The organism is Pseudomonas sp. R45(2017) (genome assembly GCF_002112305.1).
Classification (GTDB): Bacteria; Pseudomonadota; Gammaproteobacteria; order Pseudomonadales; family Pseudomonadaceae; genus Aquipseudomonas; species Aquipseudomonas paraglycinae.
Window position 1 is genome coordinate 85,337 of sequence record NZ_NEHH01000005.1, and the last position, 14,203, is coordinate 99,539.

A 14,203-nucleotide genomic window follows, 5' to 3' on the forward strand; every position below is an offset into this window, starting at 1 on the left:
AAAACACTAATGGCACAGTGCCTTGTCATAGCCAAAATCAGTCGAGCAGATCCAGTTGCAAGTGATCGGCGACCGCTTCGGCGCTGACCGCCTTGAGTTTCGGCACCCGCCCCAGGCACGGCGCCGGAATCCGCTCGGCCAGTGTCGCCAGGTTTTCCTCCAGCCGCGACGTCTTCGGATCAATGATATTCGCCACCCATCCCGCCAGTTGCAGCCCGTCCCGGGCAATCGCCTCGGCCGTCAGCAACGCATGGCTGATGCAACCCAGACGCACGCCGACCACCAGAATCACAGGCAGCTTCAGCGCAATCGCCAGATCCGACAGATTGTCCTGATCCGCCAACGGCACCCGCCAGCCGCCCGCGCCTTCGATCAGCGTGAAGTCGGCATTCATGGCCAGAATCTCGCGCATCGGCGCCAGCAACGATTGCACGGTCAGTGCCACACCCGCCTCGCGCGCTGCCAGATGCGGCGCGATCGCCGGCTCGAACGCCACCGGATTGACCTGTTGATACGTCAGCGGCAACGAGCATTCGGCCTGCAACGCCAGCGCATCGGAATTGCGCAAACCTCTGGGCGTCACCACACAACCGGACGCCACCGGTTTGCCCGCCGCCGTACTCAGCCCCGCCGACCGCGCAGCGTGCAGCAACCCGGCGGCGACGGTGGTCTTGCCAACGTCAGTGTCGGTTCCGGTGATGAAATAGGCTGCGCTCATAAGGGTTTCTCCAACACGGCGTAGACCACCTGATAAGTCGCCGGCAAGCCCTGCGGCTGACGGAACTGCTCATAGGCTTCGACCAGCCCCACAATCCGCGCCCGACCGGTCAATCCGCCCGGCCGGCCGGGGTTCAGGTTATGCGCACCCAAGGCCTTGAGTTCATGGGTCAGGCTGCGCACATCCGGGTAATGCAGCACATGCGGCCGGTTCTCCAGACAAACACTGCGCAAACCACTGGCCGAGCACAATTGCTCGTAGCGGGCGAACTCGCGGAAACGGTTGACGTGCACCAGACCATCGACCTGACGCCAGCTGTCGCGCAATTCGTACAGCGTCCCTGCACAAAGACTAGCAAACGCGAAAATCCCCCCCGGTTTCAGCACCCGAAACGCTTCGCCGAGCACAGCTTCGAAGTCCGCGCACCACTGCACGGCGAGGCTGGAGAAGATCAGATCACACGTAGAATCCTGCAACGGTAAACGTTCGGCATCGCCAGCAATGAAGTGCGTGGCCCCGCCCAACGGCCGCGCGTGATTGAGCATGCCCTCCGCGATATCCAGCGCCAGCCCCTCACCAAATCGCTCGGCCAGTGCCCGAGTGAAATACCCGGTGCCGCAGCCCAGATCCAGCCAGCGTGCCGGCCGAAAATCCACCGGCAAGCGATTCATCAACTGCGCACCGACATCGCGCTGCAACTCGGCGACGCTGTCATAGCTGGCCGCTGCGCGAGAAAAAGAAGCCGCGACCTGGCGCTTGTCAGGCAAGCCGCCGGGCAACGCCGCAACAGACAAATCAGTCATCACCGCACTCACTTAAAAACGCCTGGATCGCACCGGCCACACCGTGGGGATCTTCCAGAAGAAACGCATGGCTGGCCTGCTCGATCAGACCGACCTCGACATCTGCCAGCAACGCGAACAGCTCGCCCGCGGCCTCCGCCGGCACCAACCCGTCCAGCCCGCCAAACAGATGCAATTGCGGACCACGAAACGCCTGCAAGGCATCGCGCGTATCGATCTGGGCCAACAGTTCAAGTCCCGCCATCAACGCGGCCGGCGAGGTATTCGGCGCGCCGCCGAGCAACAGCCGCGACAAGCCGCGCGCGTCTTGCGCGCCCTGGGCGCACAGCAGAGAGAATCGCTTGAGGGTCGTGCGCGGATCGACGCTGCAGCCGGCCAGAAACGCATCGAAGGTCTCGCCGGGCATCGCGCTCGGCCACTGTTCATGAGCGACAAACGAAGGATTGCTCGCCAGGGTCAGCAAGCCGCAGCAATGTTCGCCACGCCGCGCCGCCAGCTCGGACGCGAGCATGCCTCCCAGTGACCAGCCACCGAGCCAGGTATCTTCGGAGATGCGCTCATCGAGCTCGTCGAGCCAGTCTTGCAGATCGCTGGAGTCCAGCTCCGGCAGCGGCTCAATGTCGACCTGCAGGTGTTCGTCGAGTCCGCGCAACGCAGCGACCAGCGGCTCCAGCGGCGAAACGCCGAGCCCCCAACCCGGTAGCAGAATCAGGCGATCACGCATGGCTTGGCTCCGATTTGAGTTGAGCAAAGCAATCGGCCAGTCCTTCTAACAATAGCTGCACCTGCGCCTCGCTGTGGGCGGCGGTCAGCGTCACCCGCAACCGCGCGCTGCCGGCAGGCACGGTCGGCGGACGGATCGCGGTGACCATCAGCCCACGCTCGCGCAGCATCTGCGACAGACGCACAGCGCGACCGGCATCGCCGATCAGGATCGGCTGAATCGGCGTGAAGCTGTCCATCAGTTCCAGACCTATCTGCTCGGCGCCATAGCGGAACTGGCGGATCAGCGTTTGCAGATGCTCTCGACGCCAGTGCTCGCTGCGCAGCAGCTCCAGACTTTTCAAGGTTGCGCAGGCCAGGGCCGGCGGTTGGCTGGTGGTGTAGATGTATGGGCGGGCAAACTGGATCAGGCTTTCGATCAGCTCTTCACTGCCGGCCACAAAGGCGCCAGCCGTACCGAACGCTTTGCCGAGCGTGCCGACCAGCACCGGCACGTCTTCCTGGCTCAAACCGAAATGCTCGACGATTCCGCCACCGTTTGTCCCCAGCGGACCGAAACCGTGAGCGTCGTCAACCATCAGCCACGCACCTTTGGCCTTGGTTTCCCGGGCCAGCGCCGGCAGATCGGCGAGGTCGCCGTCCATGCTGAACACGCCGTCAGTAACCACCAGCGTATTGCCGGTGGCTTTCTCCAGACGCTTGGCGAGGCTGTCGGCGTCGTTGTGCAGATAACGATTGAAGCGCGCGCCGGACAACAATCCGGCATCCAGCAAAGACGCATGGTTGAGCCGGTCTTCCAGCACCGTATCGCCCTGCCCGACCAATGCGGTGACCGCGCCAAGGTTGGCCATGTAACCGGTGGTAAACAACAGCGCGCGGGGCCGCCCGGTGAGGTCGGCCAAGGCTTCTTCCAGTGCGTGATGCGGGCCGCTGTGGCCGATCACCAGATGCGAGGCACCGCCACCGACGCCCCACTTCGACGCACCGGCGCGCCAGGCTTCGATCACTTGCGGATGATTGGCCAGGCCCAGGTAATCGTTGTTGCAGAACGCCAGCAACGGCTGACCGTCGACCACCACTTGCGGCCCTTGTGGGCTTTCAAGCAGCGGTCGCTGGCGATAGAGATTTTCGGCACGACGGGCAGCAAGGCGTGCGGCGAGATCGAAAGACATGCAAGCCTCACGGGTGGCAAATGAGTCAGCAGGCGCCGCCCGAGGCAGCGCCTGAGAAGAACGGGCGATCAGACCGCCGCGTTGTAGAACTGCTCGCTGCTCTTCTGCTCCACCAGCGCCTGCTCGATGGCAGCCTGATGCACTTCGTCGGCATGCTCTTCGCGGGCTTCCGGCTGAATGCCCAGACGTGCGAACAGCTGCATGTCCTTGTCGGCCTGCGGGTTGGCGGTGGTCAGCAGTTTGTCGCCGTAGAAGATCGAGTTGGCGCCGGCGAAGAACGCCAGGGCCTGCATCTGCTCGTTCATCGCTTCGCGGCCGGCAGACAGGCGCACGTGGGATTGCGGCATGAGGATGCGCGCCACGGCGAGCATGCGGATGAAGTCGAACGGATCGATGTCGTCGGCATTTTCCAGCGGCGTACCGGCGACTTTCACCAGCATGTTGATCGGCACCGACTCCGGATGCTCCGGCAGGTTGGCCAGCTGGATCAGCAGGTTGGCGCGGTCATCGAGGGACTCGCCCATGCCGAGGATGCCGCCGGAGCAGATCTTCATCCCCGCGTCGCGCACGTAGGCCAGGGTCTGCAGACGCTCGGCATAGGTGCGGGTGGTGATGATGCTGCCGTAGAACTCCGGCGAGGTGTCGAGGTTGTGGTTGTAGTAGTCGAGCCCGGCCTTGGCCAGCGCTTCGGTCTGATCCTGATCGAGACGACCGAGGGTCATGCAGGTTTCCAGGCCCATGGCCTTCACGCCTTCGACCATCTTCAGCACGTACGGCATGTCCTTGGCCGACGGGTGCTTCCACGCCGCGCCCATGCAGAAACGGGTCGAACCGATGGCCTTGGCGCGGGCAGCCTCTTCGAGGACCTTCTGCACTTCCATCAGCTTTTCTTTTTCCAGCCCGGTGTTGTAGTGACCGGACTGCGGACAATATTTGCAATCTTCCGGGCAGGCACCGGTCTTGATCGACAGCAGGGTGGAAACCTGGACGCGGTTGGCGTCGAAATGCGCGCGGTGCACCGTCTGCGCCTGGAACAGCAAGTCGTTGAATGGCTGAACGAAGAGTGCTTTGACTTCGGCCAAAGTCCAGTCGTGACGCAGGGTGGCAGTGGTGCTGGCGCTCATGGGCGTTTCCTTGGTTATGCTTGGCTGGCGCCTGGGGAAACGGAATACCCACAGGCACGACACGGATGTTCGGCATATTTAAGGAAGAGTCATGCGCTGTCAACCACACTACGAAAGGCCGGTTTACATCTGGTTAAAAAACAAACAGAACTGTTTATTGTGCGATGAACCGGCAGACGCGCAAATCCCGATCTGCACCGCCTGCGAAACCGATCTGCCGTGGCTGGGCGATCAATGCCTGACCTGCGCCCTGCCCTTGCCCGCTGGCGGCCTGACCTGTGGGGGCTGCCTGAACGATCCACCGGCCTTTGAACAGGTGGCCGTGCCATGGACTTACAGCTTTCCGGTGGACACGCTGATCACCCGCTTCAAGCACAACGCCAAATGGCCGCTTGGCCACTTGCTCGCCGACGTTCTCGGCGAGTTCCTGCAACATCGCTTCGAAGAAGACCTGCCTCGCCCGGACGCATTGCTGCCAGTGCCGCTCGCACCAAAACGCCTGCGCCAGCGCGGCTTCAATCAAGCGGCGATGCTGGCGCAGTGGCTGGGCAAGTCACTCGACCTGCCTTGCGAGGAACACAGCCTTTTGCGCGTGCAGGATACCGACGCCCAGCAGGCCCTGAACGCCAAGGCGCGTAAACGCAATCTGCGTCACGCCTTCGCCTTGAGCCCCGATGCCCAGGTGAAAGGCCGGCACCTGGCCCTGGTCGACGACGTGCTGACCACCGGCGCCACCGCCCAGGCGCTGGCCCGGTTGCTGATGGACGCCGGCGCCGCGCGGGTGGATGTTTACTGCCTGGCCCGCACGCCAAAACCCGGCGACGCGGCTTGACGGATACGCCTCGAGCCGCCAACGTCCTCCCTCAACCTTTCAGCACAAAGCGTCCGCCATGTCCCTGCCCTCTCTGTTGTCCCAGCACATCGTCCGCCGTCCGCAGCGCATCGCCTTGCTGCAACACATCGCCGAACAGGGTTCGATCACCCGCGCCGCAAAAAGCGCCGGTCTGAGTTACAAGGCGGCGTGGGATGCCATCGATGAGCTGAACAACCTCGCGCAAAAGCCTCTGGTCGAGCGCGCGGTCGGCGGCAAGGGTGGCGGTGGCGCCAAACTGTCGAGCGAGGGCGAGCGGGTGCTGCGCCTCTATCAAAAGCTGCAAGCCTTGCAGGCCCAGGTGCTGGAAGCGGCCGAGGACGCCAGCGATCTGGACCTGCTCGGTCGGCTGATGCTCAGGACCAGCGCGCGCAATCAACTGCACGGCAAAGTCGTGCTGATCGAAGGTCAGGGCCGCAACGACCTGATCCGCCTCGAACTCGCCGAAGGTCTGTCGATCGATGCGCAGATCACCCACGACAGCACCGTGCATCTGGAGCTGCAACCGGGCACCGAAGTGGTGGCGCTGATCAAGGCCGGCTGGCTCGAACTGCTCGCGCCAGAGGCCACGCCTGCCGTCGGCCACAACCTTTTGAGCGGTCGGATCGATGCGATTCTCGACGCCGAGGACGGCCCGAGCGAAGTGCGCATCGCCCTGCCCAATGGCCAGACCCTGTGCGCGCTGGCCGAACCGCTGGACTTGCGCACCCGTGGCCTGACGGTCGAGCAAGCGGTGCAGGTGCAGTTTTCCCCGTCCAATGTGCTGCTCGGAACACCGCTCTAAACAGCGCTGCAACGAAAGCGTCATCGACCCGCATTAAGGTGGCTGCCAAAACCATGCAGGGAGCCTGATGTGAGCCTATTAGAAGAAAACCAATCCACAGACCTGGAAAAAATGGTCGGCCTGAGCCGTCGCGGTTTCATCAGCGCCGGCGCGCTGTGCGGCGCGGCGATGTTCCTCGGCGGCAACCTGCTGAGCCGCAGCGTACTGGCCGCCAGTGTCAGCGCCGGCAACAGCCGTCTGCTCGGCTTCGACAGCATTCCGGCTGCCACCACCGACACCATCAGCCTGCCCAAGGGCTACAAGTCGTCGGTGCTGATCAGCTGGGGCCAGCCGCTGCAAAAGAACGGCCCGGCCTTCGACCCGAGCGGCAACGGCACAGCGGCTGCGCAGGAAGTGCAGTTTGGCGACAACAACGACGGGATGAGCCTGTTTGAATTCCCGGGCGAGAAAAACCGTGCGTTGATGGCGATCAACAACGAATACACCAACTACCGCTACCTCTATCCGCACGGCGGCATGCCGCAATCGGCCGAAGACGTGCGCAAGGCTCTGGCCTGCGAAGGCGTGTCGGTGATCGAAGTGCAGCGCAAGAACGGCCAGTGGCAGTTCGTCCAGGGCTCGCGCTACAACCGACGCATCCACGGCAACACGCCGATCCGCCTCAGCGGCCCGGCCGCCGGTCATGAGCTGATGAAAACCAGCGCCGACAAGCACGGCAAAAAAGTCCTCGGCACTTTCCAGAACTGCGCCAACGGCAAGACACCGTGGGGCACTTATCTGACTTGTGAAGAAAACTTCACCGACTGCTTCGGCAGCAGCAACGCCCAGCAACAGTTCGACCCGGCGCAGAAACGCTACGGCGTGTCGGCCGCCAGCCGCGAGATCAACTGGCATCCGTTCGATCCGCGCTTCGACATGGCGAAGAACCCGAACGAACTCAACCGTCACGGCTGGGTCGTGGAAATCGATCCGTTCGACCCGCAATCAACCCCGGTCAAACGCACCGCGCTGGGCCGCTTCAAACATGAAAACGCCGCACTGGCCGAGACCGACGACGGTCGCGCCGTGGTGTACATGGGCGACGACGAACGCGGCGAGTTCATCTACAAATTCGTCAGCCGCGACAAGATCAACCACCGCAACGCCAAAGCCAACCGCGACATCCTCGATCACGGCACGCTGTACGTGGCCAAGTTCGATGCCGGCGACGGCAATCCGGATCATCCGAAAGGCCAGGGTCAGTGGATCGAACTGACCCACGGCAAGAATGGCATCGACGCCAGCAGCGGTTTCGCCGATCAGGCTGAAGTGCTGATTCACGCACGTCTCGCCGCCAGTGTGGTCGGCGCCACGCGCATGGACCGTCCGGAATGGATCGTGGTCAGCCCGAAAGACGGCCAGGTTTATTGCACCCTGACCAACAACGCCAAGCGGGGCGAAGACGGCCAACCGGTGGGCGGGCCGAACCCGCGCGAGAAGAACGTCTACGGTCAGATCCTGCGCTGGCGCACCGACCGCGACGATCACGCGTCGAAGACTTTCGCCTGGGATCTGTTCGTGGTCGCCGGCAACCCGGGCGTCCACGCCGGTACGCCGAAGGGCGGTTCGTCGAATATCACTCCGCAGAACATGTTCAACAGCCCGGACGGCCTCGGTTTCGACAAGGCCGGACGGTTGTGGATTCTCACCGACGGCGACTCGAGCAACGCCGGTGATTTCGCCGGGATGGGCAACAACCAGATGCTCTGCGCCGATCCTGCAACCGGTGAGATTCGCCGGTTCATGGTCGGGCCGATCGGGTGTGAAGTCACCGGGATCAGTTTCTCGCCGGATCAGAAAACCCTGTTCGTCGGGATTCAGCACCCGGGCGAGAACGGCGGTTCGACCTTCCCCGAGCATTTGCCGAACGGCAAGCCGCGGTCATCGGTGATGGCGATTACCCGTGAGGATGGCGGGATCGTCGGCGCCTGATCGGGCGACGCTCTGATCGTTCCCGTGCGCTGCGCGGGAACGATCCCACTCAAGACAGCCCGTCTGCGCTACCATGCTGAGCCGGACGCGGCAGCCTGCTGCGCGCAGGAGTCAGCATGGCCCACCCGTTTGAAACCCTCACCCCAGACCTCGTGCTCGATGCCGTCGAAAGCATCGGCTTCCTGAGCGACGCGCGCATTCTGGCGCTCAACAGTTATGAAAACCGCGTCTATCAGGTCGGCATCGAAGACTCGGAACCGCTGATCGCCAAGTTCTATCGCCCGCAGCGCTGGACCAACGAAGCAATCCTGGAAGAACACCAGTTCACCTTCGAACTGGCCGACGTCGAAATCCCGGTGGTGGCGCCGTTGATCCACAACGGTGAAACCCTGCACGAACACGCCGGTTTTCGTTTCACCCTGTTTCCCCGTCGTGGTGGCCGGGCGCCGGAGCCGGGCAATCTCGACCAGTTGTATCGCCTCGGCCAGTTGCTCGGGCGCATGCACGCGGTCGGCGGCACCAAACCGTTCGAGCACCGCGAAGCGTTGGCCGTGAAGAACTTCGGCCATGACTCGCTGACCACCCTGCTGGAAGGCAACTTCATTCCCAAGAGCCTGCTGCCGGCCTATGAGTCTGTCGCCCGCGATCTGCTCAAGCGTGTGGAAGACGTCTACGCCAACACGCCGCACCAGAACATCCGCATGCATGGCGACTGCCACCCCGGCAACATGATGTGCCGCGACGAGATGTTCCACATCGTCGACCTCGACGACTGCCGCATGGGGCCGGCGGTACAGGACATCTGGATGATGCTCGCCGGCGATCGTCAGGATTGTCTGGGACAGTTGTCGGAATTGATGGACGGCTACAACGAATTCCATGACTTCGACCCGCGTGAACTGGCGCTGATCGAACCGCTGCGCGCCCTGCGCCTGATGCATTACAGCGCGTGGCTGGCCCGACGCTGGGACGATCCGGCGTTCCCCCGCAGCTTTCCGTGGTTCGGCAGCGAGCGGTATTGGGGCGATCAGGTGCTGGCGTTACGTGAGCAACTGTCGGCGTTGAACGAAGAGCCGTTGAAGCTTTTCTGACACGACACGTCTATACAACTGCCCGTACAATCGCTGCTTTGTTAGCTGCCTAAGCAAGGATTCTGCATGCAAGCCGCCAACCCGCGTCGCGGGTACATTCTGGGCCTTAGCGCCTACATTATCTGGGGACTGTTCCCGCTCTACTTCAAAGCCATCGCTGAAGTGCCGGCGGTGGAAATCATCATCCACCGGGTGCTGTGGTCAGCGCTGTTCGGCGCGCTGCTGTTGATGGTGTGGAAGCATCCCGGCTGGTGGCAGGAACTGCGCGACAACCCGAAACGCCTGGCGATTCTTGCGCTCAGCGGCACCTTGATCGCGGCCAACTGGCTGACCTACGTCTGGTCGGTGAATAACGGCCGGATGCTGGAAGCGAGCCTCGGTTACTACATCAACCCGCTGGTGAACGTGCTGCTCGGCATGCTGATCCTCGGCGAACGCCTGCGGCGCATGCAGTGGCTGGCGGTCGGTCTGGCGGCGGTCGGCGTGGCGCAGCAGGTGTGGCAGGTCGGCAGCCTGCCGTGGGTGTCGCTGGTGCTGGCGCTGACCTTCGGTTTCTACGGGCTGATCCGCAAGCAGGCGCCGGTCAAGGCGTTGCCGGGGCTGGTGGTGGAGACCTGGATGCTGGTGCCGATCGCTCTCGCGTGGCTGTTGTTCAATCCGACCGCAACCAGTGCCCAGGCCGAGTTCTGGACCACTTCCGAAGCCTGGTGGCTGGTGGCGGCCGGTCCGGTGACGCTGGTGCCGCTGGTCTGCTTCAACGCGGCGGCGCGGCATCTGCCCTACACCACCCTCGGTTTCCTGCAATACCTGGCGCCTACTTTGGTGCTGCTGCAAGCCGTGTTGCTGTTCGGCGAGCACTTGTCGTCCAGCACGCTGATCGCCTTCATGTTTATCTGGGCCGGTCTGGCGGTCTACAGCGTCGATGCTTGGCTGAGCCTGCGCCGGCGCAGCTGATCAAAAAACGCACAAACCTCCACAGGCCACGGTTCTCGTGGCCTGTATCGTTCCTTCCCAAGGTTATCCACAGCGTGATCCCCGCCGTTTGTGCGCAAGTCACTGAATGCTGGCGTTTTTTTGATCAATCTTCGCCAAGCCACGGCGGACGTGGCCTGGCGGTCAGTCTCTACAGGTTATCCACAGGCAGGTGCACGTTTAAACTGGATAACCCGATCCCTCTTCACAGGTCGGTGCGCAGCACCAATTCCACCATCAAGTCATCGGCCAGGGTTTCCAGGCGCGATTGCAGCACGTCCAGCGACAGGGTCAGCGGCACCGCCAGAATCGCCTCGGCGTGGAACAGCGGCTCGCTGCTCATCGGTGCCGGGCGCACCTCGGTCACCAGCCGCTCCAGGTTTACGCCCTGCTCGCTCAGCAACCGGGTGATGTCACGCACGATGCCCGGGCGATCATTGCCCACCAGCTCCATGGCGATCGGCTTCCAGGTACAGGCCTGCTCGATACCGCTTTCGGCCACCAGCACGCGAATCCCCTGAGCCGACAAAGCTTGTAGGGCATCGACTAATTCGTCGTAAGCCTCCGCCGGCACGCCGACCCGCAGGATCCCGGCGAACTGCCCGGCCATGCGTGACATGCGGCTTTCCAGCCAGTTGCCGCCGTGTTCGGCGATGCATTGGGCGATGCGCTCGACCTGCCCGGGCTTGTCCGGTGCGAAGACGGTGAGTACGAGGTGATCCATGGCGCAGCCCTCTTGTCATGACTTTTGTTATAGAAAAGCAAGTATAGGCAAGCGTTCGACAGACGCCTCAGACGCGCGAAATCACAAATCGTGTACAACTTTTTATATTTAACTGGAACAATCCATTGGTTTTTTGAGAACATCCTGTTCCGCGCCGTGACCGCAATGCGTCATGGGGTCGCAGAACGACGTAATTAGTCTGATTTTCACAACCGCAACTCATCATGTAGTATGCCGCAGCGCGCACTACATAACGCTGGATCGATGTCTGCCCAAGGCACGTTCGCAACCCTGAAAGCCCCGTCAGCAAGGCCCCCAAGCCGTTGATTGGTCCCAGCCCAGCCGCCAGCGATGGCATGTACTGGTCGAGGGGTTTGTGGTTTAAATGGCCAGAGGCTTCATTGTTAAATTGAAGAGCTGAAAAGCGAAATAGCTGAGCAGAGTGAGGCAAGCAATGACTGAACACGTTCAAGTCGGTGGCCTGCAGGTCGCCAAAGTCCTGTTCGACTTCGTGAACAACGAAGCCATTCCCGGTACCGGCCTCACCGCCGACAAATTCTGGGAAGGTGCCGACAAGGTCATTCACGACCTGGCGCCAAAGAACAAAGCCCTACTCGCCAAACGCGATGACTTCCAGGCTCGTATCGATGGCTGGCACCAGAGCAGTGCCGGTCAGCCGCACGACGCCGTGGCCTATAAAGCCTTCCTGCAAGAGATCGGTTATCTGCTGCCAGAGGCGGCTGATTTCCAGGCAACGACGCAAAACGTCGATGACGAAATCGCCCGTACCGCCGGCCCGCAACTCGTGGTCCCGGTGATGAACGCCCGCTTCGCCCTCAACGCCTCGAACGCCCGCTGGGGCTCGCTGTACGACGCCCTGTATGGCACCGACGCCATCAGCGAAGCCGGCGGCGCGGAAAAAGGCAAAGGCTACAACAAGGTGCGTGGCGACAAAGTCATCGCCTTCGCCCGTGCGTTCCTCGACGAAGCCGCGCCATTGGCGACCGGCTCCCACGTCGATTCCACCGGCTACAAGATCGCTGACGGCAAACTGGTGGTCACCCTCAAGGGCGGCAGCACCAGCGGCCTGCGCAACGAAGCTCAGTTGATCGGCTTCCAGGGCGACGCCAATGCGCCGATCGCGATCCTGCTGAAGAACAACGGCCTGCATTTCGAAATCCAGATCGATGCCAGCACCCCGGTTGGCCAGACCGATGCCGCCGGCGTCAAAGACATCCTGATGGAAGCGGCGCTGACCACCATCATGGACTGCGAAGACTCCGTCGCTGCCGTCGATGCCGACGACAAGGTTGTGATCTACCGCAACTGGCTCGGCCTGATGAAGGGCGATCTGGCGGAATCCGTGTCCAAGGGCGGCCAGACCTTCACCCGTACCATGAACCCGGATCGCACTTACACCAAGGTCGACGGCAGCGAACTGACCCTGCACGGCCGCTCGCTGTTGTTCGTGCGTAACGTCGGTCACCTGATGACCATCGACGCGATCCTCGACAAGCACGGCAACGAAGTGCCGGAAGGCATCCTCGACGGTCTGGTGACTTGCCTGGCGGCGATGCACAACCTGAACGGCAACACTTCGCGCAAGAACACCCGCACCGGCTCCGTCTACATCGTCAAACCGAAGATGCACGGCCCGGAAGAAGCGGCGTTCACCAACGAGCTGTTCGGTCGCATCGAAGACGTGCTGGGCCTCAAGCGCAACACCCTGAAAGTCGGGATCATGGACGAGGAACGCCGTACCACGGTCAACCTCAAGGCCTGCATCCAGGCGGCCAGCGAGCGCGTGGTGTTCATCAACACCGGTTTCCTCGACCGCACCGGCGACGAAATCCACACCTCCATGGAAGCCGGCCCGATGGTGCGCAAGGCTGACATGAAGGCCGAGAAGTGGATCGGCGCCTACGAGAACTGGAACGTCGATATCGGTCTGAGCACCGGCCTGCAAGGTCGTGCGCAAATCGGTAAAGGCATGTGGGCGATGCCCGACCTGATGGCGGCGATGCTCGAACAGAAAATCGCTCACCCGCTGGCCGGCGCCAACACTGCCTGGGTTCCGTCGCCGACCGCCGCTGCGCTGCACGCGCTGCACTACCACAAGGTCGACGTGTTCGCCCGTCAGGCCGAGCTGGCCAAACGTGCCCGCGCTTCGGTCGATGACATCCTGACCATCCCGCTGGCGGTCAACCCGAACTGGACCCCGGAGCAGATCAAGAACGAACTGGACAACAACGCCCAGGGCATTCTCGGTTACGTGGTGCGCTGGATCGACCAGGGCGTGGGTTGCTCGAAGGTGCCGGACATCAACGACGTCGGCCTGATGGAAGACCGTGCGACGCTGCGTATCTCCAGCCAGCACATCGCCAACTGGCTGCGCCACGGCGTGGTGACCGAAGCGCAAGTGATGGAAAGCCTCAAGCGCATGGCGCCGGTGGTGGACCGTCAGAACGCCAACGACCCGCTGTACCGTCCGCTGGCCCCGAACTTCGACAGCAACATCGCCTTCCAGGCGGCGGTCGAACTGGTGATCGAGGGCACCAAACAGCCGAACGGCTACACCGAGCCGGTCCTGCACCGTCGTCGCCGCGAGTTCAAGGCTGCCAACGGCCTGTAACCCGCGCTGATGCCGGACATGAAAAAGCCCTGATCTTTCGATCAGGGCTTTTTTGTTTGCGCCGGATTGGCTAGGGCTCGATGCCCAGCTCATGTCTGACGAGACCGAGCAATTTAGCGGTATCAATCGGCTTGAGCAAAAAATCCACCACGCTCAAATGCATCGCCGCAATCGCATCCTTCACGTCGGCATCGCCCGAAACGATGATGATCGGCATTGCCGCCCGCACTGACTCGCGCACCTGGCGGATCAGCTCCAGGCCATCGACGTTGCCCATGCGCAGATCGGTGATCACCAACCCGATCGAAGGTTTTTCCGCGAGCATTTTCAGCGCGGTTTCGCCGCTGGCGGCGGTCATGCAACGGATACCGTCCAATCCCAGAATCTCCGACAACAGCTCCCGGGCGTCCTTGTCGTCATCGACGATCAATACACGCTGCGGTGGCAGATCGGGTTCGAGCATTACAGCGCTGAGCGCTTCCCGCTCGGCGTCGCTCAAAATATCGTGGTCGGACATGGCGTTCTCTACGTTTTCAAAATCGATCCCCTGGCACAGTGGTCAGACATCGCTGGGCAGAGCTTCAATGTGCACTTCGTCGGATTTTTTTCCAAGGGGCG

At 62.4% G+C, this 14,203-nt stretch carries 13 protein-coding genes; 6 read left to right on the forward strand and 7 right to left on the reverse strand.

The features are described 5' to 3' along the window. Positions 1-37 precede the first annotated feature (37 nt). From bioD to bioB, 5 genes are all read right to left on the reverse strand, one after another. Positions 38-718, reverse strand: a complete 681-nt coding sequence (bioD, locus tag CAF74_RS12925; RefSeq protein WP_007959854.1) for a dethiobiotin synthase — start codon at positions 716-718, stop codon at positions 38-40. After that, positions 715-1,521 carry a malonyl-ACP O-methyltransferase BioC gene (gene bioC, locus CAF74_RS12930; RefSeq protein ID WP_085746610.1) on the reverse strand — a complete coding sequence of 269 codons (807 nt, stop codon included), beginning with the start codon at positions 1,519-1,521 and terminating at the stop codon, positions 715-717. Before bioC ends, bioD begins: the two co-directional genes overlap by 4 nt. After that, a complete protein-coding gene (locus CAF74_RS12935) occupies positions 1,514-2,245 on the reverse strand; it encodes an alpha/beta fold hydrolase (RefSeq protein ID WP_085746611.1) in 732 nt (243 codons plus the stop codon). Before CAF74_RS12935 ends, bioC begins: the two co-directional genes overlap by 8 nt. Continuing rightward, positions 2,238-3,416, reverse strand: coding sequence for an 8-amino-7-oxononanoate synthase (bioF, locus tag CAF74_RS12940; RefSeq protein ID WP_085746612.1), 1,179 nt, complete (start codon positions 3,414-3,416; stop codon positions 2,238-2,240). Before bioF ends, CAF74_RS12935 begins: the two co-directional genes overlap by 8 nt. Positions 3,417-3,484: 68 nt before the next feature. Beyond that, positions 3,485-4,540: a biotin synthase BioB gene (gene bioB / locus CAF74_RS12945; protein WP_085746613.1), complete on the reverse strand. Its 1,056-nt coding sequence runs from the start codon at positions 4,538-4,540 to the stop codon at positions 3,485-3,487. 91 nt (positions 4,541-4,631) lie between these two features. On the opposite strand from bioB, the gene CAF74_RS12950 reads away from it, so the two are divergent. From CAF74_RS12950 to rarD, 5 genes are all read left to right on the forward strand, one after another. Then, complete coding sequence (locus CAF74_RS12950) at positions 4,632-5,372, forward strand: ComF family protein (protein WP_085746614.1); 741 nt, start codon at positions 4,632-4,634, stop codon at positions 5,370-5,372. A 58-nt stretch (positions 5,373-5,430) separates the two neighbouring features. Beyond that, positions 5,431-6,195: a TOBE domain-containing protein gene (locus CAF74_RS12955; RefSeq protein ID WP_085746615.1), complete on the forward strand. Its 765-nt coding sequence runs from the start codon at positions 5,431-5,433 to the stop codon at positions 6,193-6,195. A gap of 69 nt (positions 6,196-6,264) precedes the next feature. Continuing rightward, a complete protein-coding gene (locus CAF74_RS12960) occupies positions 6,265-8,166 on the forward strand; it encodes a PhoX family phosphatase (protein WP_085746616.1) in 1,902 nt (633 codons plus the stop codon). A gap of 116 nt (positions 8,167-8,282) precedes the next feature. Further along, complete coding sequence (locus CAF74_RS12965; RefSeq protein WP_085609068.1) at positions 8,283-9,257, forward strand: serine/threonine protein kinase; 975 nt, start codon at positions 8,283-8,285, stop codon at positions 9,255-9,257. Positions 9,258-9,323: 66 nt separating this feature from the next. Then, positions 9,324-10,211 carry an EamA family transporter RarD gene (rarD, locus tag CAF74_RS12970; protein ID WP_007959831.1) on the forward strand — a complete coding sequence of 296 codons (888 nt, stop codon included), beginning with the start codon at positions 9,324-9,326 and terminating at the stop codon, positions 10,209-10,211. A 223-nt stretch (positions 10,212-10,434) separates the two neighbouring features. On the opposite strand, the gene CAF74_RS12975 is transcribed toward rarD, so the two are convergent. Then, a complete protein-coding gene (locus CAF74_RS12975) occupies positions 10,435-10,953 on the reverse strand; it encodes a glycine cleavage system protein R (protein ID WP_011336250.1) in 519 nt (172 codons plus the stop codon). Between the two features lie 454 nt (positions 10,954-11,407). On the opposite strand from CAF74_RS12975, the gene CAF74_RS12980 reads away from it, so the two are divergent. Then, positions 11,408-13,585 carry a malate synthase G gene (locus CAF74_RS12980; protein WP_085746617.1) on the forward strand — a complete coding sequence of 726 codons (2,178 nt, stop codon included), beginning with the start codon at positions 11,408-11,410 and terminating at the stop codon, positions 13,583-13,585. Positions 13,586-13,655: 70 nt separating this feature from the next. Here CAF74_RS12980 and CAF74_RS12985 read toward each other — a convergent pair whose 3' ends face one another. Next, positions 13,656-14,102 carry a response regulator gene (locus CAF74_RS12985; RefSeq protein ID WP_085654016.1) on the reverse strand — a complete coding sequence of 149 codons (447 nt, stop codon included), beginning with the start codon at positions 14,100-14,102 and terminating at the stop codon, positions 13,656-13,658. Between the last annotated feature and the right edge of the window lie 101 nt (positions 14,103-14,203).